The 25166-nt window shown below is 67.8% G+C and carries 16 protein-coding genes; 9 read left to right on the forward strand and 7 right to left on the reverse strand.

Annotated elements, in window-relative coordinates:
* The first annotated feature begins 17 nt into the window (after positions 1-17).
* Genes ABZX86_RS09455 through ABZX86_RS09465 form a run of 3 tightly spaced genes read left to right on the forward strand, consistent with a single transcriptional unit; the run spans position 18 to position 9138 of the window.
* On the forward strand, positions 18-6335 hold the full coding sequence (locus tag ABZX86_RS09455) for an SDR family NAD(P)-dependent oxidoreductase (protein WP_355121769.1): 6318 nt from the start codon (positions 18-20) through the stop codon (positions 6333-6335).
* The gene (locus ABZX86_RS09460) at positions 6332-7756 is read left to right on the forward strand and encodes an MFS transporter (protein ID WP_355121771.1); all 1425 of its coding nucleotides are present in this window, start codon (positions 6332-6334) and stop codon (positions 7754-7756) included. Before ABZX86_RS09455 ends, ABZX86_RS09460 begins: the two co-directional genes overlap by 4 nt.
* Positions 7753-9138: a condensation domain-containing protein gene (locus ABZX86_RS09465; RefSeq protein ID WP_355121773.1), complete on the forward strand. Its 1386-nt coding sequence runs from the start codon at positions 7753-7755 to the stop codon at positions 9136-9138. Before ABZX86_RS09460 ends, ABZX86_RS09465 begins: the two co-directional genes overlap by 4 nt.
* On the opposite strand, the gene ABZX86_RS09470 is transcribed toward ABZX86_RS09465, so the two are convergent.
* Positions 9132-10187 carry an alpha/beta hydrolase family protein gene (locus ABZX86_RS09470; RefSeq protein ID WP_355121775.1) on the reverse strand — a complete coding sequence of 352 codons (1056 nt, stop codon included), beginning with the start codon at positions 10185-10187 and terminating at the stop codon, positions 9132-9134. The genes ABZX86_RS09465 and ABZX86_RS09470 overlap by 7 nt on opposite strands.
* 268 nt (positions 10188-10455) lie before the next feature.
* On the opposite strand from ABZX86_RS09470, the gene ABZX86_RS09475 reads away from it, so the two are divergent.
* The gene (locus ABZX86_RS09475) at positions 10456-12492 is read left to right on the forward strand and encodes an AMP-binding protein (protein ID WP_355121777.1); all 2037 of its coding nucleotides are present in this window, start codon (positions 10456-10458) and stop codon (positions 12490-12492) included.
* A gap of 4 nt (positions 12493-12496) precedes the next feature.
* On the opposite strand, the gene ABZX86_RS09480 is transcribed toward ABZX86_RS09475, so the two are convergent.
* The 3 genes from ABZX86_RS09480 to ABZX86_RS09490 form a co-directional block, all read right to left on the reverse strand.
* A complete protein-coding gene (locus ABZX86_RS09480) occupies positions 12497-12730 on the reverse strand; it encodes a hypothetical protein (protein ID WP_355121778.1) in 234 nt (77 codons plus the stop codon).
* Between the two features lie 139 nt (positions 12731-12869).
* Positions 12870-13433 carry an adenylate kinase gene (locus ABZX86_RS09485; protein WP_355121780.1) on the reverse strand — a complete coding sequence of 188 codons (564 nt, stop codon included), beginning with the start codon at positions 13431-13433 and terminating at the stop codon, positions 12870-12872.
* 187 nt (positions 13434-13620) lie between these two features.
* Positions 13621-14133 carry a hypothetical protein gene (locus tag ABZX86_RS09490; protein ID WP_355121782.1) on the reverse strand — a complete coding sequence of 171 codons (513 nt, stop codon included), beginning with the start codon at positions 14131-14133 and terminating at the stop codon, positions 13621-13623.
* A 322-nt stretch (positions 14134-14455) separates the two neighbouring features.
* Between ABZX86_RS09490 and ABZX86_RS09495 the strand changes: the two genes are divergently transcribed.
* From ABZX86_RS09495 to ABZX86_RS09505, 3 genes are read left to right on the forward strand one after another with little or no spacing between them, the layout of a single operon-like run.
* Positions 14456-15712, forward strand: coding sequence for an MFS transporter (locus tag ABZX86_RS09495; protein WP_355121784.1), 1257 nt, complete (start codon positions 14456-14458; stop codon positions 15710-15712).
* Positions 15713-15737: 25 nt separating this feature from the next.
* The gene (locus tag ABZX86_RS09500) at positions 15738-16574 is read left to right on the forward strand and encodes an alpha/beta hydrolase (RefSeq protein ID WP_355121786.1); all 837 of its coding nucleotides are present in this window, start codon (positions 15738-15740) and stop codon (positions 16572-16574) included.
* 2 nt (positions 16575-16576) lie between these two features.
* A complete protein-coding gene (locus ABZX86_RS09505; RefSeq protein WP_355121788.1) occupies positions 16577-17857 on the forward strand; it encodes a lipase family protein in 1281 nt (426 codons plus the stop codon).
* A 54-nt stretch (positions 17858-17911) separates the two neighbouring features.
* Here the strand turns inward: ABZX86_RS09505 and ABZX86_RS09510 are convergent, their stop codons facing one another.
* The 3 genes from ABZX86_RS09510 to ABZX86_RS09520 form a co-directional block, all read right to left on the reverse strand.
* The gene (locus tag ABZX86_RS09510; protein ID WP_355121790.1) at positions 17912-19462 is read right to left on the reverse strand and encodes an FAD-dependent monooxygenase; all 1551 of its coding nucleotides are present in this window, start codon (positions 19460-19462) and stop codon (positions 17912-17914) included.
* Between the two features lie 187 nt (positions 19463-19649).
* A complete protein-coding gene (locus tag ABZX86_RS09515) occupies positions 19650-19835 on the reverse strand; it encodes a hypothetical protein (RefSeq protein WP_355122592.1) in 186 nt (61 codons plus the stop codon).
* 606 nt (positions 19836-20441) lie between these two features.
* Positions 20442-20615, reverse strand: a complete 174-nt coding sequence (locus ABZX86_RS09520) for a CsbD family protein (protein ID WP_355121792.1) — start codon at positions 20613-20615, stop codon at positions 20442-20444.
* Between the two features lie 133 nt (positions 20616-20748).
* On the opposite strand from ABZX86_RS09520, the gene ABZX86_RS09525 reads away from it, so the two are divergent.
* Positions 20749-21318 carry a gluconokinase gene (locus ABZX86_RS09525; RefSeq protein ID WP_355121794.1) on the forward strand — a complete coding sequence of 190 codons (570 nt, stop codon included), beginning with the start codon at positions 20749-20751 and terminating at the stop codon, positions 21316-21318.
* 79 nt (positions 21319-21397) lie between these two features.
* Positions 21398-25162, forward strand: coding sequence for a SpoIIE family protein phosphatase (locus ABZX86_RS09530; protein WP_355121796.1), 3765 nt, complete (start codon positions 21398-21400; stop codon positions 25160-25162).
* Positions 25163-25166: the final 4 nt, after the last annotated feature.

Below are 25166 nucleotides of genomic sequence, written 5' to 3' on the forward strand. Positions count from 1 at the left end.
CATTCTGGAGGAAACGTATGTCGGATATCGCCGTCGTCGGTATCGGCTGCCGTTATGCCGGCGGAATCGATTCACCGGAAAGTTTCTGGGAATTCGTCATCGACAAGCGGGACGCGGTCGTCGATATTCCGGCAAGCCGGTGGGATTACCGCCGCTGGTACGACCCGGACCGGCGCACGCCGGCGCGCAGTTACACCAAGCGCGGGGCGTTCCTGACCAATGATCCGTGGGAGTTCGATCCCGATTTCTTCGGCATCTCCCGGCGTGAGGCGATCGGACTCGATCCGCAGCAGCGATTACTGCTGGAGGTCACCTGGGAGGCGCTCGACGATGCGGGTGTGGCCGGGCGCGCCTCGGGCGCGGCGGTCGGGGTGTACGTCGGCGGGTTCGTGGTGGACCAGTCGGTGGTCGGTGTGGTCGGGCCCGCGCTGCCGCATGTCGATATGCATACGGCCGCGAGCGCGTCCTACACCATGCTGTCGAATCGAATCGCGTACGCACTCAATCTGACCGGCCCTGCGCTCACAGTGGATACGGCGTGCTCGTCCTCACTGGTCGCCGTGGATCTGGCGTGTCAGTCCCTCGAACGCGGTGATTGCACGGTCGCGCTGGCGGGCGGGGTGAACGTCATGCTCCAGCCGGAAACATTCGTCATGATGTGCAAGGGCGGATTCCTGGCCGCGGACGGCCGCTGCAAATCCTTCGATGCCGCCGGTGACGGGTACGGGCGCGGCGAGGGCGGCGGCATGGTCGTGCTCAAGCGGCTGAGCGATGCGGTGCGCGACGACGATCGCATCTACGCGGTGATCAAGGCGACCGGCACCAACCAGGACGGGCGCACCACCGCCATTACGGTGCCCAATGCCACCTCGCAGGAGGCGCTGGCCCGAACCGTCTGCGCCCGTGCGGGATTGGCGCCGGAGGACATCACCTACGTGGAAGCGCACGGCACCGGGACACCGGTCGGCGACCCGATCGAGCTGCGGGCGCTGGGCAGCGTCTACGGTGTGGCGCCAGGCCGGACCAGCACGCTCGGCGTCGGTTCGCTCAAGGCCACACTCGGCCATACCGAGGCCGCCTCCGGTGTCGCGAGCATCATCAAATCCGCGCTCGCGCTGCGGCATCGGACCATACCGCCACAGGGCTGGTTCGAGACCGCCCATCCGGATATCCCCTTCGCGTATCTGAATCTGCACGTCCAGCTCGACCCCGAGCGGGTCGGCCCGGACGTCGAGCGAATGACGGTCGCTGTCAACGGATTCGGCTACGGCGGCACCAATGCGCACGTGATCATGCAGGAGTTCCCGGCCGAGGCGTCCACAACTCCGATCGCCCCCCGGCACTTCGGGGTGCTGCCGATCTCCGGCCGCAGCCCGGCGGCGGTGCGCGAGCTGGCGGGCCGCTTCGCCGATCTGCTGGCCGGCGGCGCCGATCCCGGTCACCTCGCGGAGGCGGCGTGGACGCGGATGGCGCATCATCCCTTCCGCACCGGGGTGCTCGTCGGGGACGACCTGGTGCGGGATCTGCGCCGCTACGGCGCGGGTGACGGCCGGGACGCGGTGCGCACCGTCGCGCATCGCGTCGCCGAGCCGGTGTTCGTCTTCTCCGGGATGGGTCCGCAGTGGTGGGGCATGGCACGCGAACTCCTGTGCGCCGAAGGCGTATTCGCGGCCACGGCGCGACAGGTCGATACGGCGTTCCGGGCGGTGTCCGGCTGGTCGATCATCGAGGAGCTGATGCGGCCGGAGACACAGTCGCGAATGGGCGCAACCGAAGTCGCGCAGCCCGCCAACTTCCTCGTCCAGGTGGCGCTGGTGGCCGCACTGGCGGAGTTCGGCATCGCGCCCGCCGCCATTGCGGGGCACAGTGTCGGCGAGGTGTCGGCGGCCTATGTGGCGGGCCTACTTTCGCTCGAGGACGCCGTGACGGTCGCGTACCACCGTGCCAGATTGCAGGCCACCACGGCCGGATCCGGCGGCATGCTCGCGGTCGGGCTCACGGCGGAACAGGCGCACGCATTTGCCGACGACGATCCGCGCGTGGATATCGCGGCAATCAACAGTGCCGGATCGCTCACCCTCTCCGGTGACGTGGACCGGCTCGACGAGATTGCCGAACAACTCACCGACGACGGCATTTTCGCCCGCCGCCTGCGCGTGGAGGTGCCCTATCACAGCCGATTGATGGACCCGATCCTCGAGGAACTGCGCACCGCCCTGGCGCAGCTGACAGTCCGCCGTCCGGTATTGCCGCTCTACTCGACCGTGACCGGCGAAATGGTGACCGGCGCGAGCTGGGACGCCGAGTACTGGTGCGCCAATGTGCGCCAGCCGGTGCGGTTTTCGGCCGCGATCAGCGCCCTCATCGCCGCCGGCAGTCAGGTGTTCCTGGAGGTCGGCCCGCATCCGGTGCTGTCGGGCAATATCCGGGAACTGCTGCTCGGCGCCGGCGATACCGGAGTCACCGTGGCGACTCTCGATCGCAAGCAACCGGATTCGGTGAGTCTGCGGCAGACCCTGATCGGTCTCTACGGTGCCGGTGTCCTCGACACCACGGTCCTGTTCCCCCAGGATCGGCCGCCCACGCCGCATATTCCACTCCCCCGCTATCCGTGGCAGCGCACCCGATTACATTCCGCGCTACCGCTTTTCGAGCAAATGCGGATGGGCACCCCCGGCGGTCACGTCATGCTCGGCGATCCGGATCTGGAGGGCAGGCCCGGCTGGCTGCTGCAGATCGGATCGGAGAATCTGCCGTGGGTCGCCGACCATGTGGTCGCGGGTACCCGGATCTTGCCCGGCGCAGCATATGTGGATGCGGCGCTCAGTGCGGCCGCGAGCAGGCTGGGCGGCACCCGGGTCGCCTTGGACAATGTTCGCTTCGTCGCACCGCTGATCATGGCCGGACCGGATGTGCCGCTGCTGGAGACCAGCATCGAGGATTCCAGCGGCCGATTCCTGATTCGATCCCGCACTGCGACCGGTTCGGTGTGGACCGTGAACGCGACCGGGCGCCTGCTCACCGGGAGCTACGAATCATCGAAAATCGAACCACCCCATATCGATTCCGAGGTGGAGCTCGATCCAGAGCTGTTCTATGCCGCACTGGCAGCCCGCGGCCTGCAGTACGGCCCGGCGTTCCGGCGGGTGACCTCCGTGCGGGCCAGCGCCGATGCGGTGGTGGCCACCGTCGACGGCGCGATCGCCGCCGGCTCGGGACATCTCGTACACCCGGCGGTGGTCGATGCGGCCATGCAGACCGTGGCGCTGCTGTTCGCCGATGCGAGTCTCGGCGAGGGGGCCATGGTGCCGGTCGGCGTGGACGAGGTCCGGCTGTACGGCCCACTGCCGGAACAGGTCACCGTGGTCACCCGCCGCGACCCGTCGTCCGCGCTGCGCGCCCACGTGGATCTGCTGGATGCCGACCGGAACCTGTGCCTGCAACTGGTCGGCGTCCGCATCGGTGCGCTCAGCCCCGGGGCCGGCCCGCTGCACCGGATGGTCGACTTCTTCTACGCCGACACCATGGAGCAGCGCGACCGGATCGATCCGAGTGCCCTGCGCACCGCCGAGACGACCTGCACCATCGTGGTGGGCCTGGGACGGCCGCCGCGCGCCGAACGGCTGGCCTCGGTGCTGCTGCACTCCCGATATCTGCCCGCCGAACCCGAGGACGAGACCCTCGAAGCCGACCTCACCGCGCAATTGACAGCCGCTGCCGCGGAACCCGGGGTGCGGCAGGTGCACGTCGCCGTGGTGGCAGGCGCGGTGCCCGACGATGTCGCGGCGCTCTGGACACTCAAGCGAATCGCCGTCACCGTCGAGGAATTCGCCGCCACGCACGACACCGGCGAGGCGCTGTCCGCCGGGGAAGGCCCGTGCTACGCCACCCTGGTCACCGAGAGCGCGTTCGCACTGCCCGCCGGCCCGGTGCCGCCGAATTCGGCACATGCCGCGCTCGCCGGGGCGCGCCGGGTTCTGCTCAACGAGCAGCTGCGGCTGCGCTGGCGGCTGATCGATACCGAGCCCGGCATTCCGCTCATCGATTTGATTACCGAGCTGTCGGTTCCGGGCGCGTTCACACTCGACGACTCCGACGAGGTGATCCTGCGCGCCGGAAAACGCTGGGCTCCCGTCGTGACTCGCCCATTGCAGCAGCGCGTCGACGCCCTGGATACCGCTGCGCCACTGAATGATCCGGAGGCTGCGTTCGGGCTGGAGGTGCCGAGGTCGCGGCTGTTGTCGGCACTGGCCTGGCGCGGCCGTCCGCGCCCGGATCCGGGGCCCGGCGAGGTCGAGGTGCGCATGCGGGTGATCGGGCTCAACTACAAGGATCCGCTCAAGGTGATGGGCATCCTCGGGGAAAGGGAGCTGGCCGCAACATTTTTCGGCACCAAGCCGGGCATGGAGGGCGTGGGCACCGTCGAGCGAGTCGGCCCGGGAGTCACGGGACTGGTTGTCGGGGATCAAGTGGCTGTCGCCGCCAAAGACATGATGCGCCGCTTCCGGGTCGTGAACGAGCGCCTTGCGATCCGGCTGCCGCTCGGTGCGCAGCCCGAATTGTGCACCAGTACCACGTCATTCGGCACCGCCGAGTACGCGCTGCACGATCTGGCGCGGCTACTGAAGGGCGAGACGGTGCTGATCCACGGCGCGGCGGGCGGGGTGGGCTCGGCCGCCATCCAGGTCGCGAAGGCACTGGGGGCGCGCATTATCGGCACGGCGAGCACCGATGAGCGGCGGGCCCATATCCTCGCCCTCGGTGCGGATCATGCCCTCCCCTCGCGCTCACTGAACTTCGCCGACGATGTCCTCGCGCTCACCGGCGGCGCGGGCGCCGAGGTGGTGCTCAGCACCGCACCCGGTGAGATGCTGCGGCAGAACTTCAAGGCCGTGGCCGAATTCGGCCGCATAGTCGAGATCGGCAAGGCCGACATCTACACCGGCGGACTGCTGGAACTGGCCAATTTCGACAAGAATCTGAGCTACTTCTCCGTCGATCTGGATCGCATGTGCGCTGTGCGCCCGCTGCAGCTGGCGGAGCTGCTGCGCCGGGTCTACGACAAGATGGAGACCGGCGTCTACCAGGCCCTGCCGTACGAGCTGTTCGAAACCCACGAGGTGGCACAGGCTTTCGACGAGGTCATCCGATCCACGCGGTCGGCGCGCGTGGCCCTGCGGATGGATTCGCCCGCCCCGCCGGTGCGGCCACTGCTGCCGGAGGTCGAGATCGGCGCCGCGGCAACGTATCTCATTACCGGCGGCTTCGGCGGATTCGGCCTGGCCACCGGACGCTGGCTGGTCAGCAAGGGCGCGCAGCGGCTGGTCCTGGTCGGGCGCAGCGGCGCCGCCACCGCGGCCGCCCGCCAGCAGATCGCGGCCTGGCGGGCACTGGGGGTGCGGGTCGCCGAGGAATTGGCGGACGTCACCGATACCGACGCGGTCGCGGCGGTCGTCGCCCGGGCGCACACCGCCGAGTATCCGCTGCGGGGCATCTTCCATACGGCAGGTGCGGTGTCGGACAACAGGATTGCGGCGATGGACCTCGATCAGTTGACCCGGGTGTACCGGCCGAAGGTTTACGGGGCACGCGCCCTGCATCAGGCGGTGACCGAGGCGGGCATCGCACTGGACATGTTCGTGCTGTACTCCTCCGGCGGCTCCATGTTCGGCATCTTCGGCCAGTACAACTACTGCGCGGCCAATGTGGCGGTGGAGGCGCTGGCCGAGCGGTGGGCCCGTGCGGGCATACCGGCGATGTGCATCGGCTGGGGTCATATGTCCGGGGCGACCGGCGGCATGGCGGCCGAGGACAAGGTGTCGAAATATCTCGACCTGGTCGGCTTCGCACCGATCGACATGGCGGACGGCACCGCGTATCTGGAGCAGTCGCTGCGACTGGGGGTGACCCGGGCGGCGATCATTCCCACCGATTGGGGCAAGCTCACCGCCGCCTTCCCGCAGATGGCCCGGACCGGACGGCTGGCCGCGCTGGTGGCGTCCTCGGTGCAGGACAATTCGGCACTGGCCCAATTGAAGTCCGAACTCCATGCCCTCGAGGAGGGCAAGCGCGGGCAGGCCGTGGCGCGCATGCTCGCCGATCAGCTGGCGGTGGTGATGGGCGTGGCGCCGGAGTCGATCGATCTGACCGTTCCGGTGCCCGAACTCGGCCTCGATTCGCTCATGGCCGTCGAATTCGGGGCCCGGGTGGGCAAGCAGCTCGGCATCGAGCTGATGGCATTGCAGATGGGGCGGTCGTTCAGCCTGCAGCAGGCCGGGCCGAAGGTGGCCGAACTGATTCTCGCCGCCGGCGAGCCGATCGGGGCCCGGCTGTGACCGAGACCGCCGCGCGCCCGCCGGAGGAACGGGCGGATGGTGCGGCGGGCGCGTGGATCGCCTTCGGCGGCTGCCTGATCGCGGTCTTCATGCAGATGATCGACGTGACCATCGTGAACACCGCGCTGCCGAGCCTGACCGCGGACCTGGGCGCGTCCCGGCAGGCGCAATTACTGGTGGTGTCGGCGTATTCGCTGGCCTTCGCCTGCACACTGCTGACCGCGGCCCGCATCGGTGAACTGGCCGGTCGGCGCGTGGTATTCCTGGTCTCGGTGGCGGCATTCACCGCAGCCTCGGTGTGGTGCGGAATCTCCGGCAGCGCAGGCGAACTCGTCGCCGCGCGGGTGGTGCAGGGCATTGCGGGCGCGGGCATGGCGGCACAGACCATCGCCATCCTGACGGCCACCTTCCCGCGCGACCGGCACGGGCAGGTGTTCGCGCTGTACGGCGCGACCGCCGGATTCGCCGGGATGCTCGGGCCGATTCTGGGCGGGGCGCTGCTGACCCTCAATCCCTGGGGGCTGGGCTGGCATTCGGTGTTCCTGCTCAATCTGCCCCTCGGCGTACTCGCATTCGTGCTGGCACTGCGCTATCTGCGACTCGGCCGCCCGCCGACGCGGACCCGACTCGATCCGGGCGGGGCGGTGCTGTCGAGTGTCGCGCTGTTCGGGCTGCTCGCCGCGCTCGCCGACGCCCAGCAGAACGGCTGGCGCGCGGGCACGGTCGTCATGCTCGTGGCGGCGCTGCTGTGGGCGGCGGTGTTCTTCGCCCAGCAGCGCGGGAAGGCCCGGCAGGGCGGCAATCCGCTGCTGCGATTCGATCTGTTCGCCGATCGCGGTTTCGCGATCGGCTCGGTGCTGATCACCGTATTCTTCGGCCTGTTCACGGCTTTCGTCTTCGCCGTATCGATCACGCTGCAGGACGAGCTGCGGTTCTCACCGTGGCGCACCGGCCTGATGATGACGCCGTTCGCACTGGGTGCGGGTGCGGGTGCGCTCGTTTCGCCGATACTGCTGCGGCGGTGGGGAGTTCGAACGCTCGCCGCCGGGATCACCGCGTACGGCGTGTGTGTCGCGATCGGGGCCGGTTATCTGCACGTGTGCTCCGGCGTCATTTCCCTCCCCTTGGCGGTGGGTCCGATCTTCCTGTCCGGGTTGGGCGTCGGATTGTTCGGCGTCCAGCTGCCACCGCTCATGCTGTCGAGGCTGGATCAGCAGCAGATGGACGCCGCCTCGGGACTGCTGCCGACCATCGAGCAGATCGGCAACGGGCTGGGACTCGCGGTGCTCAGCGCGGTCTTCTTCCGCGTACACACATTGGCCGGCAGCGTCACCGTATTCGCGGCAATCGCGGTGGTGGCCCTGTGCCTGGGAGCGCTGGCCCTCGCACTGCCGGAGCGAAAAGGGGTGGCACCGTGGTGAGTTTCGGTTTGATCGACGAGTGGGAGCCTGCTCCGGGGCGGCTGCTGAGCTGGGTCGCGGCACCGGAATCGATTGCGCGGGCGGCGCAGGCCCCTGTCCATCCCGCGCCGCCGTCCCATCAGCAGGAGCAGTATCTGCGCGCCGCGGACCGCAATGCGGCAGCCGACTTCCGGTACTCCGGACTGTGCCTGGTGACCGCCGAGGTGCCCGAACTCCTCGACCGGGAGGCCATGACACGGGCGATCAATGCTTTCCTGCTGCGGCACGACACCTTTCGGACCTGGTTCGACATCTCGGCCTCCGGCGCTGTGGTGCGGCATCTGGTTCCGGCGGAGGCCGTCGAATTCGTTCCGGTGGACAATGGCGAAATCGACAATGCCGAGGCCATTCGCCAGCACATTCAGAAGACGACTCCCGGCCCGTTCCAATGGGACTGCTTCAGCTTCGGGGCGATCGAGCACAGCGGGTCGACAACGCTGTATCTGGCGGTCGATCATCTGCATACCGACGGTGTCGCGCAATACATCTCGTGCTTCGATCTGGCGCAGCTGTACGCCCGCGAGACCGGTACGGATATCGAACTACCGGTACAGCCGGCCAGGTTCCTCGACTACTGCGCCCGCGAGCGGGAACATTCGGACCGGCTGACGGCCGCGACGCCCGGCGTGCGGAAGTGGCTGGAACTCGTGCGCGGCAATGACGGCGAATTGCCCTCGTTCCCTTTGGATCTCGGGAAACGGCTGGACGGCTACAACCGCAGCGCGCACCGCACCGTCGCCCTGTTCGACGAGCAGGAGGCGCGGCGCTTCGAACAGGCCTGCCAGGCGGGCGGCGCGGAATTCGCCGGAGGCATTTTTGCGGTGGCCGCGCTCACCGAGCGTGAACTCACCGGCGGTGACTACTACTTCGGCATGACCCCCATCAGCACGCGCGGATCCGTAGCGGAAATGGCCTCGGTCGGGTGGTACGTGACGCTGGTCCCCGTCGCGTTCCCCGTCGCCGCGAACGCGGCGTTCGCCCGCACGGTCACCCGTGCACAGCGGGCCTACGACAGCGGTCTGCGGCTGACCTCCGTATCGTTCCATCGGGTACTGGAACTCGCGGCCGACCACACCGGGATCGCGGTGCCGCCCGGCTGGGTGACGCCGATGATCTCGTATGTGGACGCCCGCGAATTCGCCGGTAGCGAGCTCTACGACGAGCTGCGCGGCGGCGTGTACGCCAATCGCGCGGCCAGCGAGGAGGTCCTCATCTGGATCAACCGGCTGCCCGCGGGGACATCGCTGAGCGTGATCTATCCCGATACGCCGGTGGCGCACGAATCGGTGGATCGCTATGTGGCCGTGATGAAGTCGGTATTCCTCGAGGCCGCCGGTCACTGACCGAGCGCGGCGGCGAACATCGGCCAGGAATTGTGCAAGTCCTCCTGCCAGTAACCCCAGGAGTGGGTGCCGGTCGGCCGCAGATCGAAGGTCGCGGGAATGTCCAAGTCCCGGAGGCGATCCCGCAGCTGCCCGGTGCACACCGCGGTGACGGCGTCGAGAATGCCGCCGATGACGAGCTGATCGGCCAGCTTCACCGGACTGCCGTCGATACCGGGACCGGCCAGCGAATCGAGCGGACCCGGCGCGCCGGTGCCCGAGGAGACGTAGATCGCCGTACCGCGCAGCCCGGCCGCGTGCAGATACGGATCATTGGCGGACCAGGCCGGATCGGCGGGCGGCCCCCACAGATTGCGCGGATCTCCGCGCTGGGACGCCACAATGGCATCCACCATGAGCTGGCCCGCCGCATCACCGGTGCGCACGCAGCCGCTGTAGGAGCCGATCGCGCGGTAGCGTCCCGGTGCGGCCAGCGCCAATCGGAATACCGCCGAGCTCGCCATGGACGGGCCCGCCAGTGCGTTCCGGCCGCTGCCGCCGAAGGCGGTGTCCATGATGGGCGGCAGTTCCTGAGTGAGGAAGGTGCTCCAGCGCTGTCTGCCCAGGACCGGATCGTCGGCCCGCCAGTCGGCGAAGAAACTGCCCGCGCCGCCGATCGGGATCACCACGGTGACCTGTTTGTCGGCGAAGAAGTCCTCGATATCGGTCTTGGTCAGCCAATTGCCGCCGTCGCTCCACCGCCCGGTATCGGTGCCGCCGTCCACACCGTTGAGCAGATAGAGGGTGGGTGCGGGACGTGAATCATCCGGAGCGGGCAGCACTTCCACCGAAATGAGGCGATCCATTGCGGCCGAGTACACACTCAGGTCGAGGATCCGGCCCGGTCCCGGTGCCGCGACGACGAGCCGCGCACCGTCGGAGGCGGGACGGCCGGCGGACATGGCTCGCACCGATCTCGGAATGTCGGTCCCGGGCGGCGGTTCGGCCGCGGCGGATCCGTTCATGCCGAACAGCACAGCGGTGAGCAGCAATACGGTCACGCGAACCATGCGGGCGAACCTAGGCCCGGAAATTGCCGCGCCGCAGCCCGATCGGAAGTCTCTGGAGAACCGACCAGCTCAACCGCATCGGCACTGGTATTCACCACAAACTTGCCCGCGATTCGCCCTGGCCACCGAATTGCGCTGTTAGCGTGCAGATTCGGATCCGATGTCGTATCCCGTCGTGCCGAAGCACGCGGCCGCCACGGTCCCGATCTTCATATCGGCAGTTGTCAGAACGGCAAGCACATTGGTTACCGAAATCTTCGATACGACAGTGGATTTGCCGGTCGCACCGGAAGTGATCCGCGGTCTGCTGATCGATCCGCAGTTGTATCCGAGAATCTTCGCGGGTGTGGGCGCCTGCGAGCAGGTGGACACCCTCGGTGCGGGGCTGTCCTGGTTGATCCGCATCGGCACCATAACCGCCGGGGTGCACACCCGCAGGGCCACCTTCCACCCCGATCGGCACGGCGGCATGCAACTGCGGTGCACCGAGACCGGCGCCCTGGTGAGCGTGCGGCTGCGCAGGCGGGAGGAACTGACCCGCCTCACTATCTCCTTCTTCGGCGTCGGCCGCATTCATCCCGCGGTGGCGGCGCTGTCGAACGCCGAGGTGATCGAGTGGACCGAGGCCGGATTCGCGCGGCTGCTCGAATTGATCTCCGGTGCGCAGACTTCGGTCGTGGTCAATGGCGAGGACCGTCCGCTACGGCGGCGCGCCCAGGTGGCCGGGCAGATCGCGGCGACCGGTGTGGTGCGCCCGCTGCGGCCGGTGCGCGCGGTGAAACAGATCGGCGGCCTGGCCAGATGGGGATTCAATCTGGCCGGCGGGTATGCGGCGGCGGCCGCATACGCACCCGACCGGATCGCCGTGATCGATGGTCACGGGTCCCGGAACTTCCGGGAGATGCATGAACGCAGCCGGGCACTGGCGGGCGCGATGGCGACCCTCGGACTCGGACCCGGTGACGCGGTGGGCCTGCTCGCGCGCAATCACGCCGGAATGATCGAAACCATGGTCGCCGCAGGCAAACTCGGCGTCGATGTCATTCTGCTGAATGCCGGGCTGTCGGCACGGCGGATCGAGGACATTGTGCAGCGGCACCGGCTCACGACACTGTTCGTGGACGGCGATCTCGAACCGCTCGTCGACTACCTGCACGCCGATATCCACCGCTACCGGACCGATTCACCGGCGCACGGGCACACCACGACGGACGATCTGATAGCACAGGGCCACAACAGGTTCCGCGCACCCGCCCGGAAGGGGCGGCTGATCGTTCTCACCTCCGGAACCAGCGGCACCCCGAAGGGCGCCCGGCGACCGCATGCCCGGGGATTCGCCACCATCGCCGCGCTGCTGTCGCGAATCCCGCTGCGCATGAACGAGACCATGCTCATTCCCGCACCGCTGTTCCACACCTGGGGGCTGGCGGCGCTGCAATTGAGCACCGCGCTGCGCGCCACCGTCGTCCTGCCCGAACGATTCGACGCCGAGGACTGCCTGCGGCTGATCGCCGAGCACCGGGTGAGTTCCCTCATCGTGGTGCCGACCATGGTGCAGCGCATTCTCGATCTGCCCGTCGCGGTGCGCGCCCGCTACGACACCTCGAGCCTGCGCGTGGTCGCGAGTTGCGGTGCGCCGCTGACCGGTACGACCGTGCTGCGCTTCCTGGACGCCTTCGGTGACATCCTCTACAACACCTACGGGTCCACCGAGGTCTCCTGGGCCACCATCGCCACACCGGAGGATCTGCGGGTATCCCCGACCACGGCCGGGCGGCCGCCGCTCGGCACCCGGGTCGCGGTGCTGGACGGAGAGCGCAAACCCGTCGCGATCGGCGCGATCGGCCGGATCTACGTCGGCAACCATATGCTCTTCGACGGTTATGTGAACTGCCCGCCGCCCGAGGAGGCCGGCGGACTGCTCGACACCGGCGATCTCGGATATCTCGATATCACCGGCCGCCTGTTCATCGCCGGGCGGGATGACGAGATGATCATCTCCGGCGGGGAGAACGTCTTCCCGCGCCCGGTCGAGGAGGCCCTGGCCCATCTGCCGCAGATCAGCGAGGTGGCCGTGGTCGGTGTTCCCGATCACGAATTCGGCCAGCGCCTGGCGGCCTACATCGTCAAACGTGAAGGCTCAGGCCTGGATCCGGATATGGTCCGCACCTATATCCGCCATCGCCTCAGCCGCTTCAGCGTCCCCCGCGATATCGTCTTCCTGCCCGCCCTCCCCCGCGGCGAAACGGGCAAGGTCCTCAAACGACTCCTCATCGGGGCCCTGGCCGAGCCTCCGACCGCCTGACACATCAGTGCCAGAGGCGACGACACGGCAACTGCCGCAATTCTTTTCGAACCCGGCGATCCACCCGGACCGTCAAACCGACCTGTGCCGCGGCAGTCGCGAATTCCCAAGCCTCCGAACGGGTTGCGGCGTACTCCAGCACCAGTGGCCGGTCCGGCCGTTCGAAGCAGACCAGGACGCGGTGAGTCAGCGCATCCGCTACGTACTCGGCTGCCATGACTTCGACGCTGTGCCTCATTACCCGACAGTAGGACCCACTCCGAGTCCCCACCCCGATCTCGATTTCCACCGGACATGTCACAGCCGTGCGACCCGGCATTCTGGGCGATATCACCGGCGCGCACGGTGATCAGCCGTGCGGTGCAGCGAAACCCGGATCAGCGGGGCAGCGCCGCGAGGATGCGGTGCAGGACCGCCGTGGCGTCTCCGATGCCGTCGATCGTGGTCATGATGCCGCGGTCGGCGTAGTGGCCGGTGATCGCGGGAATGTGGCTGCGGTACAGGGCCAATCGCTCGCGGACCACGGCGGGGTCGTCATCACTGCGGTGCTGGGCGGCGAAACGGATTTCGCAGCGCTCGATGATCACCGCATCGGGCACGGCGAGCTCGATGACGGAGTCGACGGCACGGTCGGCGCCGGCCAGCAGTTCGTCCAGCGCCGCCGCCTGCGCGCCGGTACGCGGATAGCCGTCGAGGATATAGCCGCCGGCCGCATCGGATTCGGCCAGACGTTCGCCGAGTATCCGCAGGACCAGGTCATCGGGCACCAGCTCACCGGCCGCCACCATGGCCGCGGCCTGCAGACCGACCGGGGTCCCGTCCCGCATGGCGGCGCGGAACAATTCGCCGGTCGAGATGTGCGGCACCCCGAGTTCCCGCTTCAGCATCTTCGCCTGCGTGCCTTTGCCGGAACCATTGGGCCCCAAGATCACCAACCGCATTCCGATCGACTCCAATCACCTTGTCAGCGAGGCTACTCGGGCCGAGCTCCGGTAGCGAGACGGTCCAGCGGCCGCCGGGCGCTGCGCACGGCGTGGCTCGCCTCGAATGCCGAGGTTGTCGCCTGATTCTGAAAGCCGCACTGCGAGCCCGGTTCTCGGACGCGCAGTGCGGGTTCACGGCGGTGAATCAGTTACCCGCGCCGTTGTTCGGGTTCGTGCAGATCGTGCCTTCGCACGGAACCGTGGAGCCGTCGCCGTTCGGGTTGGGCATGACGCTGCCGCCGTTGTCCTGCGGATCGGTGCCGGCACCGTGATTCGGGTTGGTGCAGATCGTGCCCTCGCACGGGACGACCGAGCCGTCACCATTGGGGTTGGGCATGACATTGCCGCCGTTCTCCTGGGGATCCGGGCCGGCGCCGTGGTTGGGGTTGGTGCAGATCGTGCCCTCGCACGGTGCGGTGGTCGGCGCCGGGTGCGGGGCGACCGGGACGGTGGTTGCGGGCGGGCGCGGCGGCTGGGGCTGAACCACCGGGCTTTGCGGTTGCGGGGCAATCACTGTCGTCGAGGTCGGCGGTGTCGACTGCACAGTGGTCGGAGCCACCGCGGTGGTCGTGGTGGTGGTTTTGTCGGTGTCGTGCGAGCACGCGGCGCCGAACAGCATTACGGCAGCAATCGCCGAAAAGGTGACGAATCTAGACATCGGAAGATCATGGCACGCCGGGGAGCCCACCCTGTGCACATCCCGGTACTGGGATTTATGCCAGAATTCGCCGCCGGTCAGGGATCTGGTCGGCCGTATTTACGCCACGCCGATTTCACTAGCCAGACAATAGCTTTGGTGCGCTTCCGCAGATAGCGGAGCCAGCCACCTTCCCAGCCCCTACCGAGACGCCGAGAGGTTGCCCGACAGGGGCTATTGCGCTTGCCGGGTTGTGCGTCTACCTTCCACTAATACGAATTAGTAACGGGGATCACCTTTCGCGGGATGTGCCCCGCATCACTTCACGAATCAAGGGACAACCATGCTCGACGCCGAGGTTCCGACCGAACTCGCTCGCCCCGCAGGACTCGGCCAGCTCCTGACCTTCATGTTCCCGGCGGCGACAGCCATGTACGCCGCCTTCAACGGTGTGCAGCAGATTCTGCTGCCCGCACAGGTCGAGGCCCTCGACCCCGCCGCCAAGGTGGGCAATCTGGCCTTGATCACCGCACTGGCCGCCATCGCCTCGATGGTGGCGCTGCCGATCGGCGGAGCGGTGTCGGACCGTACCCGGTCACCGTTCGGCCGGCGGTCACCTTGGATCGCGGTGACGGCCGTGCTGTCGGCGGTGCTGCTGATTGCCATCGGCAGCGCCACCGACCTCGTCGTGCTGACGATTACCGTTGTGGCCCTGTGGTTTACGGCGAACTTCTATCAGGGCGCCTTCGCGGCGATCCTGCCTGACCGGGTGCCGGTGGCACGACGCGGCCTCGCCTCGTCGGTGATCGGGCTGGGCACACCGGTCGGCATTCTGCTCGGGGTGAATGTGGCCAGCCGGGTCAGCCAGCTCTGGGGTTATGCGATCCTGGCCGTCATCTTCGTCATCGCCAGTGCCGCACTGGTATTCGGCGCCCGGGAGGCGTCGTCGGAAGGCGCGATCGCACCGGCCCGGCGCGCGCGGCGGCAATCAGAGGTTGTGCGCGCGTTCTTCGCGGCATTCCGCAGTACCGATTTCCGTCTCGCCTTCCTGAGCCGGGCGAGTCTGTCGCTGGCCTACTTCACCGTCAGCGGCTACCTGTTCTACTCGATGCAGGACTACATCGGCGCGGGCAATATTCCCGGCGGTGATGTGGCCGTCGCGGTCGCGACGCTGTCCACGATCTCTGTGGCGACCTGGTCGGTCGTGGCCATGTTCACCGGCTGGCTCGCCGATCGGCTCGACCGGCGCAAACTGTTCGTGGGGATCAGCGCGGCCGGACTGGCGGTATCGATGCTGGTACCGATCCTGAGTCCGACCTGGACAGGGATGGTGGTCTACGCCTTCCTGTCCGGGGCGTTCATCGGCACCTACTTCGCCGTCGATCTCGCCGTCATGTCACTTGTGCTGCCGGACAAGCACAACGAAGGCCGGGACTTCGGCCTGCTCGCGGTCGCGACCGGACTCCCCCAGGTGCTGTCCTCGGTCATCGCCGGTGCGCTGCTCACCCTGTTCGGCAGCTATATCGCCCTCTTCTGCTTCGGCGCGGCCTGTGCGCTCGTCGCCGGGCTCGTCATCATGCGGATCCGTTCGGTCCGCTGACCTTCCACCGTCGAAAGGTAGCCACATGCCGTATGTCAGCACTCCCGAGGGAGTTCGCCTCTGTTATGACACTTTCGGGCATCCGGAAGCCCCACCGCTCCTGCTCATTCAGGGGCTGGGCGCGCACCTGCTCGGCTGGCGCGCCGAACTGTGCGAGGCGCTCGCGCGTGCGGGATTCCACGTCATTCGGTTCGACAATCGCGATGTCGGGCTGTCCCAGAAATTCCCGGCGGGCGGTTATCTGCTGGGCGATATGGCGGCCGATACCGCGGGTCTGCTCAGTGCGCTGGGCATCGCTTCGGCGCACATCATGGCGCAGTCGATGGGCGGAATCATCGCTCAGGAGTTGGTGATTCACCATCCCGAGCGGGTCCGGTCGCTCGCGCTGATCTATACCACGCCGAACAACTACGAGTACTTCGCCGGCGTCGATCTGGTCGAGGAGCGCATGGCGCTGCCCCGTGCCCGCAATCGCGCCGAGGCCGCCGAACTGTACGTCCGCAATGAGGCGCCCTGCGCATCACCCGGCTATCCCGCCGATCTGGACTGGCTCCGCGTGCTCGGCGGACTCATGTACGACCGCGACTACGACCCGGACGGCGCCGCCCGGCAGAGGAATGCCATCACCGCCTCGCCCGACAACACGGCGCGGCTGCGGCAGATCACTGTTCCGGCAACGATCATGCACGGTGACGGCGATCGACTGATCAGCCCGGCAGCCGCCACGGCGCTGCACCGGGCCATCGCGGGCTCCACCCTCACGCTCTTCCCGGGCATGGGACACGAACTCCCGCAAGCACTCTGGAGCGACATCGTCGCTCTCGTCCACGACAACGCCGTCACTTCCTGGGAACGAGTTTGATCATGCGCAAGATCTATCGGCCACAGCATCTTTCAGCCCTCCGGGGGCCGTATCGTTCAGCCCTCCGGGGGCTGTGCACCGCGACAGTCGTCGTCGCGGCCCTCTCCCTCGGGGGCGCCGTCCATGCGGAACCCGCTGGGGCGGAATCGGTCTCCACACCGGACGTGGACCCGTTCTACACGCCGCCCGCCGATCTGGGCGGCTATGCGAACGGAGCGATTCTGCGGTCCCGGGAATCGGCGCTCTTCGGCGTCGCCCTGCCCATCAAGGTGTGGCAGGTCCAGTACAAGTCGACCGATGCCGAAGGCCGTCCCACCACGGGTGTCGCCACCGTGCTGGTGCCGGACGCCCCGTGGACCGGCGCCGGGCCCCGGCCGCTGGTGAGCTATCAGATCGCCGAGGACGGCCTCGGAATCCAGTGTGCGTCCTCCTATGTCCTGCGGGCCGGGCTGCAGGCGGGGACCAATAATGCCCAGGATCAGGAAGCGCCCATCGCCGCCCTGCTGCTGCAACACAATTGGGCCGTGGTGATCTCGGATTACGAGGGCCCGCAGGAACGATTCATCGACCGCGGACAGGAGGCGCACAGCGCGCTGGACGGCATTCGCGCCGCCGTGGCCTTCGCGCCGGCGCAGCTCGGACCGGGCGCGCCTCTCGCCGCCTTCGGCTACTCCGGCGGTGCGTTCGCGACCGTCTCCATGATGGAGCTACAGCCGCGCTACGCGCCCGAACTCAACTTCACGGGCTTCGCCGCGGGGGGCATACCCGCCGACGTGGCCGCCGGGATCGCCATGGACAACGGCACCAAGAATGTCGGACTGCCCGTGTTCGCCCTCGCGGCGCTGGACCGCCTGAGCCCGGAGTCGAATATCCCCGCACAGGTCGACGAATCGACCCGCGCGGCGATCGCCGCGGCCGGACAGCAATGCGTCCAGCAGGTCGTGACCGACAACGCTTTCCGGCAGATCACCGACGTATCGGAGACCGCCGATCTCGCGCGCAATCCGGTCATCGCGGCCGCCGCCACCGAGCAGAATCCCGGGCAGAGCATCCCGGCGGTCCCCATGTACGCCTGGCACAGCACCCTCGATGATGCGCTGCCGATCGCGCCGGTCGACGCCCTGATCGACAAATACTGCGCGGCCGGTGCGACCGTGACGTATCACCGGACCGATGTGCCGCAGCACGCACCGGCCGCGATCGCCGAATTGCCCACCGTCTTCGCATATCTGAGCGATCGGCTGGCCGGCATACCGCAGCAGGGCGGGTGCCACACTGCCTGACCCCGTCACCTACCAGCGAGCGCCTGCGGGCAAATACGGTGCGCGACACCCTGATCAGGGGATGTTCGGCACCGCCGCCCGCACCGGCGCTCCGAACCAGCGGGACAGCGCATCACGCAGTGCGGGCGCGGCGGTATCGGCAGGTTCGTCACTCGCTGCGGCCCAGGCGATGTGGGCGTCCGGGCGAATCAGCAGCGCATCGGCCGGTCGGTGCTCGGTGGTGGCAGAGACCGTGTCGACGCGGTGCTGCCAATCCCGGGCGATCTCACGCAGGTCCGGCCGGTCGGCAAGGTCGAGGAAGACCGGGCGGGCGGGCCGCATGAGTTCCGCGACAGTGGTTTCGCCGTCCCCGGTCTGCAGCACAAGGTCCGGGGCGAAAGCTCCGGCCAGGGCATGACCCTCGGAACCTGACAGTGGGTAACGGATATCGGTACCGGCGATCAGAGCGCCCACCCGGCGCACTGCCGGTTCGTCGACGAGCAGTTCCTGGAAGACCTGCCGAAGTGCTTCGGCGGCAGGGTCATCGCCGCGCCGCAGCGCCACCTGCGCCCGAGTCTGCAGCAGGGCACGTCCGCCGGCGAAGTGACGTTCGTCGTGATAGGTGTCCAGCAGCCCGCCCGGAGCCCAGCCCTCGAGGTCGGCGGCCAGCTTCCAGGCCAGGTTCACCGAATCGAGCATGCCGAGGTTGAGTGCGACGCCGGTGGCGGGCAGCAGATGCGCCGCGTCACCGGCCAGCAGTATCCGCCCGTCGCGATACCGTTGCGCCTGCCGATCCTTGAAGGTGAAGCGCGACAACCGAATCGGCGCACCCAGCGGCAGCTCCGCACCGAGCACACGGTGCACGCTGTCGCTGAGTTCGGTCAGGCTCATCGGCTGATCGTCGTCATATTCGGCGGACTCGTCCTCGGTGGTCGAGAGGAACATGCCGTCCGGGCCGACCGCGTACGCGAACACACCGCGATCCGTCCGGGTGAAACCGGCACGGATCCGACCCAGGCCGGGCGCCTCGATATCACCGTTGCCGAAGACGGTCACCGCATCGGGCACCGCGACGTGACCGACCCTGTTGACGTCCGGATATGTGGTGCCGGGGAACGGAATTCCCGCCAGATCGCGAATCCGGCTGCGGCCGCCGTCACAGCCCACCAGGTATCGAGCGGTCACCCGGTACCGCCCGTCCGGACCGCGCACGTCCACGGTCACCGCGGTCTCGTCCTGGCTCACCCCGGCCACCTCGTGCCCGCGGCGGATCTCGGCGCCCAGTTCGCCGGCGCGTTCGGCGAGCACTCGTTCGGTATCCACCTGGGCGATCGCCACCGCCCGCATCGGCGAATCCACCAGACCCCGCAGGTCCACATGCACACCGCCGAATGGGAATCGGGGCGGCGGGTGCGGATCGCTACCGGCCGCTTCGAACCGGTCCAGGATGCCGCGGTAGCGCAGCAGGTCCAGGATCTGGCCGCCGATGCCACTGGCCTTCGGGGTGTCCCGGGGCTGCGGATGCCGCTCCAGCACCACCGGCCGCACGCCCGCCAGGCACAACTCACCGGCCAGCATCAGGCCCGCGGGGCCCGCCCCCACAATGATCACGTCGGTGTCCGTCACGCGCATATCGCTCCCCGGTAATCGCAGCTTCTGGCTTCGGCCAGCGATTCTGCGGCAGTACCGGGGTCTTGCCGCAAGCCCCCCTCTGCGCTATATGCTGAAAGGGGGAAGGGGTGAGTACTCCCCCTTCCCCGCAATCGTCTAGCTCAGCGAGCTACGTTGGGCGCTATGCCCTCTCACCGATGCCTCACTGGCTCGGCTGCGGCACATCGACATGGCAGCTGTCGACCTTCGGGTTCACGCCCAGATAGTTCAGCGGGCCGGCGATGATGGTCACTGCGATGGTGCCGGTGCTCGCGCAGTTCGACGGCGCATTGTCGTAGTAGTGCCGCTGTCCCGCGGCGACAGCACCGATGATCAGCCATACGAACAGCAAGAGTGTGACTGCACTTGAAATTGCAGAGCGACTTCGACCTCGGAATCGCAAGTCATCGTTGGCGTAGCTTCTCATTTTCCCGTCTCCGTTCTTCGGATTACCCACCTCTGGGTGCGGCGCTCCCACCAGCCGCTATACCCGGCGAGAACACGCCGAAACGGCGTACCGCAACAGCTTCGGAATCTCCGGAACTGTTTCGAAGTGATAGAAAGGGGAAGTCCCGTCTTGCCCGACTGTCCGGCGCGAACATCATGCGCACAATGCAGGAGATGGCCAGAGTGAGTAGAGAGATGCAGACCACACGTGGGATCCAGGGAAGAGGACAGGTCGCTGACACCGGCACTCGCGCCGACGTCAGCTGGCCCGAGCCGAGCCCCTTGGAACTTTGGTGGGAGCAGGTGATGTATCCCGACGGAGCCGCTACGACCCCGTCGCAGGCCTGACACAGGCACCGTCGCCGGCAACACCGGCGGCCGCAGCAAATTTTCGAAGTTTCCGATATTTTACGAATTTGATGCCAGTGGTCCCGCCCGGATAATCCGGGCGGGACCACTGCAATTCGTAGGTCTTCAGCAGTCGCGAGACCGCGATCTATCGCGGTGATCAGTCGCGGAAGGCGTCCTTTACCTTCTCGCCCGCATCCTTGAGGTTCGACTTGATCTGATCGGCCTTGCCTTCGTGCTGAGTTTCCTTGTCGCCGGTCGCCTGGCCGAACTTCTCCTTGGCCTGGCCCGCAACATCATCGATCTTGTTCTTGGCCTTGTCGGTCGCACTCATATCGATGTCCCTTCCTAGGCTGACCGGCCTGCTCTATCCGGCCGGTCTTACCTGCAATTGCCGGATAGGGCCGAATGAAACGCTCCCGGAGAGATGCGCCACTGTTGTCATGACATCGGGAATAGGAGGGTTCATGGCAATCGGTGACAGGGTGCGGCCGCGGATCGTGGTCGTGATGGGCGTCTCCGGATCGGGCAAGTCCACCCTCGGCCAGACGCTCGCGACCGCTCTGGGCTGGGACTTCCTGGAGGGCGACGACCTGCATCCGGCGGCCAATATCGCGAAAATGGCGGCGGGCCAACCGCTTACCGACGACGATCGGCGGCCCTGGCTGGCGGCCATCTCGCAGTGGATGTCGGGCGAAACAGCCGCGGGACGATCGGGCATCGTCACCTGCTCCGCGCTGAAACACTCGTATCGGGACATGCTGCGCCACAGCATGATCGATCACCCCGAAGCCGACCTCACGTTCCTGTACCTGTCCGGCTCCCGGGACCGGCTCGAACGCCGTCTCACCACCCGCACGGACCACTTCATGCCGCCCGGCCTGCTGGACTCGCAGCTCGGCACCCTCGAGGTTCCCACTCCCGGCGAAGGAATCATCACGATCGAAATCGGCCCTCCGCCAAACGAAATCGCTGCCGCCGCACTGGCCGCGATCGACGGAGAGCGCAGGCCGGCGCCGACGCCCGATCAGCGCTGATCCGCACTGATAGCGTTGGCCCGGTATCGACCAGACCGGACGAAACGGACCGTCATGAACGAGGAGAGAGGACATCGCGGTGGTTGGTCTTGTGGGCGACTCCGCCTCCGGCGAGCGTCCGGCCTTTCCCGCTGAAGTGCTCGCGATCGACGGCGAGAGTCCGCTCAATCGATTGCTGATGGATACCGACTGGTCGGCGACCGCACTGGGACCGGCCGGGGACTGGCGCCAGGAATTGCGCACCATGGCCGGCGCCTGCATGAACTGCCCGTTCCCCATGCTGATCATGTGGGGTCCGGAGCTGTCCATGATCTACAACGACGCCTTCGTCCCGATCCTCGGCGCCAAACATCCCGCGCTCGGACAACCCTGCGCCGAGGTCTGGTCCGATGCGTGGCCGGTGGTCGGCGAGATGATCGGCAAGGTCATGGACCACGGTGAACCCACATATCACCAGGACCTGCCGATGACGCTGCATCGCCACGGCTTCGACGAATCGGTCTATTTCACCTTCGCCTACAGCCCGATTCGCCTCGCGGGCGGCGGGGTGGGCGGAGTGCTGACCGTGGTCACCGAGACCACCGCGCAGGTGCTCGGCACGCGGCGGCTGCAAACCTTGCGCGAGCTGGGCGAAGCCCGTTCGGCGCAGATCGCCGATGTGAGCGAGGCCTGCCTCGCGGCGGCGACGGTGCTCGACGCGCACCGCGAGGACGTGCCGTTCGGCGCCATCTACCTGCTCGGCGACGACGGTGAACGCGCCGATATCGTCGCTGCCTTCGGCGCGGACTCCTCGATCACCACACCGCTGCCGGATACGATCTCCGCGCGCACGGACACCGGCTGGATCTGGCAGACCGCCACCACCGGCATCCCGCACACGAGCATTCGGCAGACACCGGATGCCGTTGCGGCACAGGGCACTGTCTCCTACACCATGGTGGCACTGCCGCTCGCGGCCACGGCGCTCGAGCGGCCCCGGGGCGTGGTGGTGTTCGGCGTCAGCCCGGATCTGCTGTTCGACGAGGCCTACCGTGGCTTCCTGAACCTCGCGGCCGGTCACCTGGCGACCGCGATCGCCGATGCCGAGGCGCAGGCCGCGCAGGTGCGCCGCACCGCGGAGCTCGCGGAGCTGGATCGCGCGAAAACCCAGTTCTTCACCGGTGTCAGCCACGAACTGCGGACACCGCTGGCCCTGATCACCGGGCCCGCCCAGGACGCGCTCACCGACGGACGGTTTCCGCTACCGGCCCCGCAGCGCGACCGGGTGGAGATCATCCGGCGCAATGCGGGCCGCCTGCGGCGCATGGTCGACACCCTGCTGGATTTCAGCCGGATCGAGGACGGGCGTCTCATCTGCGAACCGGTCGCGGTGGAGGTGGACGCGCTCACGCGCGGGATCGCGGAATCCTTCGCACCGGCGCTGGAGCGGGCGGGACTGGGGTTCGTTCTCGACTGCCCGGTCAATCATCGCGCCGTGCTGATCGATCCGGCGCTGTGGGAGCGGATCGTGCTGAATCTGCTGTCCAATGCGGTGAAATTCACCTTGGCGGGTGAGATCCACGTCGGTCTGCGGATTGTGGACAATGTCGTGGAGCTGGAGGTGCGCGACACCGGCGTGGGCATACCGCCGGCCGACCTCCCGCATATTTTCGAGCGATTCCGGCAGGTGCGCGGCACCCAGGGACGCTCGCACGAGGGCTCCGGCATCGGACTGGCCCTGGTTCAGGAATTGGCCCAGCTGCACGACGGCTACGCCGACGTGGTGAGCGAGATCGGCAAGGGCAGTACCTTCACCGTTCGCATCCCCGCGCGCTTCACCGAAACCCCCGCCCGGTGGACGCCCACCAACAGCATTGTCGACGATTACGTCACCGAGGCCATGCAGTGGCACGGACCCGCCACCGGGAACGCGGACAATCCCTTGGCGCGCAACCCTTCCGACGGCGATACGGTGCTCATCGCCGAGGACAATGCCGATCTCCGGAGATATCTGGCGGGGCTGCTCGAACCGGCCTACACGGTCACACTGGCGGCCGACGGCAATGAGGCGCTGCGCCAGGCGCGGAGTCTTCGCCCCGATCTTGTGCTCGCGGACGTCATGATGCCCGGCCTCGATGGATTCGCGCTGCTGCGTGCCCTGCGCGCCGATCCGGCCACAGCGGGAACCCCGGTGGTGTTCCTGTCCGCGCGCGCCGGTGAGGAAGCCGCCGCCGAGGGATTGGCGGCCGGCGCCGACGACTATCTGACCAAACCGTTCTCCTCGACCGATCTGCTGGCCCGGGTGCGTTCGAATCTGCATTTGGCGCGTTTGCGAAATCACGAATCGGCTTGGCGTACAGCGCTTGTCAATGCGATGCAGGACGGCTTCCTGGTCGTCGACACCGATTTCACGGTCCTCGAGATCAATGACGGCTTCACCCAGCTGCTCGGTTACGACGCCACGCGATTGCCGTGGCGCAGACCGCACCCCTGGTGGCCGGACGCCGAGCACGACCCTGAAGGGTTCGCGCTGATCGAAGCCGCGCACGCGGTCATCGAAGCCGAAGGACGCGGGCGTTTCGTCCTGCCGCTGCGGCATCGGGACGGGCACCGGCTCTGGGTCGATGTCTCGCTGGATTCGCTGCAGGACCACCGCAGCGGTACCCGGCTGCTGGTCGGCACGCTGCGTGATGTCACCACGCAGTACCTGACCGCCGAACGTGATGCCGCCGTCGCGCGCTTGGCCGGGCGGATCACCGGGCTCGGCGACAGTGCCACCGTGGTGAAGGTCGGTCTGGCCGAACTGCGGGGGTTCTGGCTGGCCGAACGCGTCACGCTGGTCCACTTCGATCAGCTCGAGGATCCCGATGCGCCGCGGGTGATCGGCGGGACGGGTGCGACTCCCCCGGCGGGCGATGAACTGCCACCACGGCAGGCCGCCGAACTGGCCCGCGCCGGAAATCTCTGCACGGTCACTCCCCCGGGCGCCGACGCCACCACGGTGACCGCGGTCGGCGCTCCGCTCTACGACGGCACCGATCAGGCGCTGCTGTGGTTCGAATTCGGGCATCCCCGCCCGTTCACCGTCGCCGATCGCGCACTGATGGTGCAGCTCACGGCACATCTGCAGCGCGCGCTCGGGCGGGCCCGGGCCGGTGACGAACAGCGTCAGGTCGCCCTCGCCCTGCAGCGGGCGATTCTGGGACCCGCGGACCTGCCCGCGGGCTTCGCAGTGCGCTACGAACCCGCCAGTTCGACCCTGGAGGTCGGCGGCGACTGGTACGACGTCGTGGAGCTGCCTGGGCAGCGCTACGGCGTCGTCGTGGGTGATGTGGTCGGCCACGGACTGCCCGCGGCCACCGCCATGGGGCAACTGCGCAGTGCCGCGCGGGCGCTGCTGCTGGAGAACACCGGGCCGGGCGGAGTGCTCGCGGCACTGGACCGCTTCGCCCAGCGCCAATCGGGGGCCTACTGCGCCACCGTATTCTGCGCGGTCATCGATCCGACCTCCCAGCAGATTCGATACAGCAGCGCGGGGCATGTGCCCGCATTGCTGGCCGCACCGGACGGCACCGTCCGTCAGCTGCGGGATGCGCAATCGCTGCCGCTGGCCGTGCGCATCGGACGCGAACGGCCCGAGGCGACGACCGGTATCGCGGCGGGCTCGCTGCTGCTGCTCTATACGGACGGGCTCGTCGAACGGCGGCAGGAGATCATCGACACCGGCATCGAGCGCGCGGCGGCCGCACTCGCCAGGGCCGTGCGGCTCACTCCCGATGCCGCCGTCGAATATCTGTGCGCTTCCCTGCTCGACGAGGGCAATCCCGATGATGATGTGGCGCTACTGGTCTACCGGCAGCCCTGAGCCG

Source organism: Nocardia sp. NPDC006630, from assembly GCF_040611495.1.
Classification (GTDB): domain Bacteria; phylum Actinomycetota; class Actinomycetes; order Mycobacteriales; family Mycobacteriaceae; genus Nocardia.